Consider the following 5,537-nt stretch of genomic DNA (forward strand, 5'->3'; position numbering starts at 1 on the left):
GAGCTTGTCGGTCGCCCGGGTGCGGCGGACGAGCTGCTGTTGTAACGCTTCATCGAGGTCGGCGAGGCGCCGCTCGACCTCGGCCTTTTCAATTGCCAGCCCATCGAGATCGAGGCCTTCGAGCAAGGACTGCGCCTGGGCGAAGTCCTCGAGGGCGAGCTCGCTCGTCAGTCGTTCTTCAAGCTCGGCCACTGCGCTCTGCAGGCCTTTTCGCTCGCGAAGCTGTTCGTCGCGCTCTGCGACTTCCGGCAGAGTTTTCACCCCGAAGGCATCGAGCACTTGCTTCTTTGTGATCTCGTGTGCCGCGATCTCGGCGTTCAATGCCTCCTGAACGTCCCGTAACTTTTGAACGTCAAGGAGGAGATCCGCCCTCGCCTCGCGGGCGCGCTCAGCTTTCTCGAGGCGCTCGGTCAGACCGGCGCTCACCTGTTCCGGCGCCTGGTGACCTGCGGGATCCCCGGCCTGCGCACCAAGCCGGGCCACCTCTTCAGCAAATCCAGTCCTGTCCGCCTCCATCTTGCCTATGCGCATACGCATGGCCTCGCGATCCTGCAGGGCCTTTGACAGGTCCGATAGCTGATCGAGCACGCTGCCGAGGCCGGTTCCGGCGATGCCGTCTTCGAGCCAGGTGCCCTTGAGAGTTTCATTGACCTCGGCCTGCCACGCAGCATCTCGCCGTTCGGCAATTTCAACAGCGAGCCGTCTGGCGGCCAGCTCCTCTTCCTTCGCGGCGACGCTCCTCAGTGTTTCCGCTCGTTCCGCATCGACCTTCGCCTGCCTGTCGAGAAAGCGGTCAGCGGTGACCATTATGGCCTCCAGGGCCTCACCGGCTTCCGGCTGAATTCCAACGCTTTGAAGGGCCGACGCCAAGGCGAGATTGATCCGCGCTCTTTCGCCTGTTGCGCGTTCAATCCTTGCGCGTGCGAGCAGGATGTCGTCCCAGGCGCCAAGCGCGTCAGCGCGAACGGACAGCCGCTCCTCGAGATGTCCAATCAAGAGGTCGAGCGACTGTGCCTGGCAATCCTCAAGCAAGGCGCTGGCCATTTGCTTGATTTCAATTGACGCCATTTCCGCGCGCTGGGCCACCCCCGCGAGTTGGCAGCTTACGCGCTCTATTGTCGCTTCGGTCTCGGCCGCCTTTTGCCTGATTGCGCGCAAATCCGCGAGCTCGCCCGCATGGGCCAATCGAGCCGCTCCGACATGGTCGTCCTTGGCCAATGCTGCTGCAAACACGTCTGCGGTTTCGACCTTGAGGTCCGCCCGGTGATTTCGCCAGGCCTCGTCTCTCTCACGTCGTATCGCTGCGGCTCTTTCGTCGTCGGTAATGTCCGCCGAGGCGCGGACAGCAGCCATCCGTGACGAAGTAGCTATCCGACTTTGTTCATGCTCAGCCAGACGCTCGGAGAAGACTGCTTTGTCCCTTTGAAGGTCCGCGGCCAGTGTTTTCCAGGCAGCCATCTGCATTGGCGGCGGAACTGGCATTTCCGAAAGTGCCTCCGCATCTCCCGACCACGGCCGAAGGCGCCGCATCGCATCGGCCAGCCCTGTTTGCCGCTGGTCCTCGAACGCCAACGCCTCTGCGATTTCGCGTTTGTGACCACTGGCCTTGGCTTCCGACACGGCTGCCATTAGCCTGGCTCTTGCGGGCTCGGGCACCGCCCTCTCCTCGCCAACGCGGCCCCGGGCTGCATTGAGCCCCTCGAGCGCGGCAGCGGCCTCATCTCGGGCCATCCGCAGGCTCGTCGTGATGCCGGAGCGTTGCTCAACCATCGTGCGAAGCGTGCCGACCACGACAGCCGGCAGGATGAGCCGGGACGGATCCTGTTCGGCCGACCTTCCAAGCGCGGCGAGACAGCTAGCCACCGTCTGATCGAGCAGCCGGACCTCCATCTTGCGGGTCGGCAGGTCCATGCCGGCGGACAGATAGCGCGCCTTGCGGTCGGCCAGTCCTCGCACCTGCTCCGAGATCGCGAGCATGGCATCGTCGACAGCGATTGCCTCGATTTTTGCCTTCGCGCGATCGATCTCGTCGGCATTTGCCTGGAGACGGGTCCTCAAGCGTGCATCCTGATCGATCAGTTCCGCGACGCTGCCACTCCAGGTCCTGGTAGGAGACGGCATGTCCGGCAGCTCAGCCAGCCTGCTTGCCTTGCGTTTTATTTCGGCAAGGAGCGGCGCGGAGCGCACATATCGGCCGATCGTGGCGAGCCGCGCCGACAACGCCGAGCGTTCAGCCAGACTGCCATCATACTTGTCCTGAGCCTCCACCCGTTCCGCCTCGAGCGCCTCGAATGTGGAGGCCAAGGTGTCGATCGTATCCTTGCGTGTCTTGAGCTCTGCGAACCGCTTCTTAAGCAGCGCGATTTCGGTGGTTTGGGCCTGCTTTCTGTGGAGCCCGTCCGCCTCCGTCTCCAGCGCGGCCAAGACATCGCTAGCATGACCAAGCCCGGCGCTGGCGGTGAACAGAAGCTTGCCGAGGTCACCACGCGATTCAAGGATCGCCTTGCCGCCTGCTTCCAACGTCTCGTCATCCAGCGAGAACATGCTGCTGTAGGCATCGCGAGACAAGCCCGCAAGGTGCGCCGAAATGGCAATTTCGCTCAGCGGCCGGCCTTCGGCGTCATGGAGTGAGTTGCTGCGGCCTTTGGTGCGTGAAACGGCAAGCGTCTGCCCCTCGAATTCGAGCAGTCCGCCGATTCGCATCGAGCTATATTCGTGCAGGAAATTGTAGCGGCTGCGCTCCTCGATGCCGAAGAGCAGATCAAGGTACGCGGAAAGCGCGGTCGACTTGCCGGCCTCATTCAGCCCGAAGACAATATGCAGATCGGGGCCTGAAACCGGCTTCTCTCCGAAGTCGATCGCCTTGTCGGTAAACTTGCCGTAGCGGGTCAGATCAAGGCGCCGCAATCTCATCGCGTCGCACCTGCCTTGAGCCTCGCCGTGACCAGGTCGACGCTTCCGGCAAGCACATCGTCGAGAAACCGTTCCAGCCCCGCTTCATCCTTGCCGGCGAAACCCCTCGCATCGGGGGGCAGGTCCGCGATAGTCTTTAACACGAATTCCCGCGCTTCTGCTCGAAATGCTTCTGACCCCGCATTGGCGCGCATGGACTCTGCGAGCTCCAAGGTGGGATCGGCAACATTGCCCGAATCTCGGAGAACGGGCGCCGAAAGATCAAGATCCAGCCTCTCCACCCAGGTGTCGCCCACCTGCTCAGCCGCCTGCTCGGCTTCCGCGACAGCCAGGTCCCGGTCGCGCATCAGCGACCATGAAAGGGCAGACGTGCCGACCAGGCCAAGGCGGGCAACAAGGTAGCGCGATCTGGCCTCCTCCCGGGCTTGTTCCAGCCCTGCCCGGATGCGGATGACGGCCTCGCTCCATTCGGACGTCCCCGTCAGATCGACACCCACACGCTCGAATTGCGCGACACTGGTGAGCCTCTCCTCGATCTCGACGGAGCGATCGTCGCGAATGGTGACCAGCGTGACCGATTTCTCGCCCGCCTCATTGATGTCCCTGCCCTGAGGGATTCCCGGCATCACCAGCGTGCTCGCGCCCAAATAGACCTGGCGAAGGTGGACATGGCCAAGCGCCCAATAGTCGAAGCCGTGGCTGTGTAGGTCGGCGACGCTGCAAGGGGCATAAACGTCATGACCTGGGGAGCCGGCCAGGCTTGTATGCATGATGCCGACATTCGCAGCTCCCTCTTGCGGGGCAGCATATTTGGGCAGCAGGCTTTCGGGCGCCTTGGGATTGGCGAGGCTCAGCCCATGGAAGGCTACGTCGATCGCGGTGCCAGACTGGATCACGGATTGGCAGCGGCCGCCAAAGATGGTCACCGTGTCGGGCAGCACCAGCTGCTTCGTGATCCGCGACATGGAGTCATGATTGCCGCGGATCAAGTAGACCGTGACACCAGCTTGATGAAGGCGCGTCATCTGTGAAGCCAGAAAGCGCGCCGTCTTCATCGAAGTCTGCTCGCCGTCGTAGAGATCGCCGGCGATCACAAGAGCATCGACGCGCTCCGCCAGGCACAGATCCACGACAGCGACGAATGCCTGGCGACTGGCATCTCCGACGAGCTCGGCAAGTTCGGGATTGCGCAACGCAAGGGAGCGCAAAGGCGAATCGAGATGGATATCGGCCGTATGAATAAATCGAAATGCCATGCTGGGCGCTCCCGGACCCGAACGGAAGATCGGGGCAGATGCCAGCACCAGATCGATGGCGCTGAACCGTCATAATGAGCGGTCAAAAAGCATCTTGGGTTTCGGTAGCAAAGTACGGCGACCTTCGGCAACAGTGCCGTCGAGTTATCCGGTGGCGTTGAGAACATCGGCATCGGCATGCTCGACGTCATTGTCGTCGGCAACCCGGCGGCGACGTCCCCGGAATTGATTGCCCGACGCGTCGTTTTAAGCATCGTGGTCGCCGCCGCCGGTGGACCGGGAACTCCCTTAGGACGCAAGGGGGACGGCGACACAACCTAGCCCCGCGTTGTGGGACAAGGGTAATGCACAATACTCCATGATCGGCGCAACATAATAACCTAATAGGCGTACAGCCTAATTCCCTAAAAAGTGCGCAACACAAAAACCTAACCGTCACGCAACGCAGAACCCCTACTGCACTCTGTACGGTACCTCGATTTTCGATACGCGGGCCAGCATGCCGGCTGCTCGCGATGTGACCGAGATAGACGGCCTTCGATCGTGCGAAACCTGAGGACGTCGCTGCCGCACCACATGTCGCGAAGCGTCTTGATCCGGGAAGACGAATGCTGCCGAAGCCGCAGGTGCCGGCAGCGCACTTCTCGAGGAGGTGGCAAAGCGCGCGAAAGGGGAGTCTCACCATAGATAATCGGTTCGTAGACTGGCTCGTCAAAACTGTGGTCGGCCCCGAACCTGACGCGCTCCTCCCGCGTCGGCTGCCAGATCTGGCTCCAGCTGAACGGGAAAAAAGCGTTCCTCGCCAAGCCACGATGCGCCGCCACCACCCCATTCCGCGTTCTGAACGTCTATTTTGACGCTGACGTACTTCGTATCGGCGGCTATAAGGGTGGAAAAAGGAAAGATCTGGCGAATCCCAGGCTCGACGCTGAAGATGTAACCCTCTTTTGTCTTCTCTTCAACGCGGGGACCGTTGAGGGCAAGCCGGCTCATTCCATCCTTAGCCCTATAGAATCCCGGAAGCTTGTCATCCGTCATGGTGAAGACGCGGAATCGAATGCTGTTGAAGCCACGGATCGTCTTCCCCTTGTTCTCAGCAATCAGGTGGACATTTACGATTATTTTTCCGTGTAGCGGACCGAAAAACCTACACTCAATGTCGAGCTGTGTACGGGGAACCATCGAACGCTCACGGTCTTCGCGAGCTGCTACTTCGATCTTTTCTCGCTGTTCGCGATAACGTTCAAGCAGAACGGCTATGAGAGCCCCGATCGCTGCAAGCAAGAGAGCAAGAGCTCCCTTGTCGAGTATCAGCTTGTAGATTTCGTATTCTCTTGTCGTAAGCGCTTCCAGCCAGTCTCCATACCC

The 5,537-nt window shown here is 61.1% G+C and carries 3 protein-coding genes; all 3 read right to left on the reverse strand.

The window, feature by feature from the left end; all coding sequences use genetic code 11:
* Positions 1–2,913, reverse strand: a 2,913-nt coding sequence (locus EOA33_RS22295; protein WP_127406608.1) for a YhaN family protein, incomplete at its 3' end; no start/stop codon positions are given.
* On the reverse strand, positions 2,910–4,169 hold the full coding sequence (locus tag EOA33_RS22300; RefSeq protein WP_127406609.1) for a DNA repair exonuclease: 1,260 nt from the start codon (positions 4,167–4,169) through the stop codon (positions 2,910–2,912). The genes EOA33_RS22295 and EOA33_RS22300, both read right to left, overlap by 4 nt.
* Before the next feature lie 711 nt (positions 4,170–4,880).
* On the reverse strand, positions 4,881–5,537 hold a 657-nt coding region (locus EOA33_RS39185; RefSeq protein WP_190234337.1), incomplete at its 5' end, for a hypothetical protein.

Origin of the sequence: Mesorhizobium sp. M4A.F.Ca.ET.050.02.1.1 (assembly GCF_003997725.1) — a bacterium.
GTDB lineage: Bacteria > Pseudomonadota > Alphaproteobacteria > Rhizobiales > Rhizobiaceae > Mesorhizobium.

Excerpts from the sequence above, each read along its gene's own strand:
- EOA33_RS22300 (WP_127406609.1), bottom strand. The coding sequence starts at position 4,169 with ATGGCATTTCGATTTATTCATACGGCCGATATCCATCTCGATTCGCCT.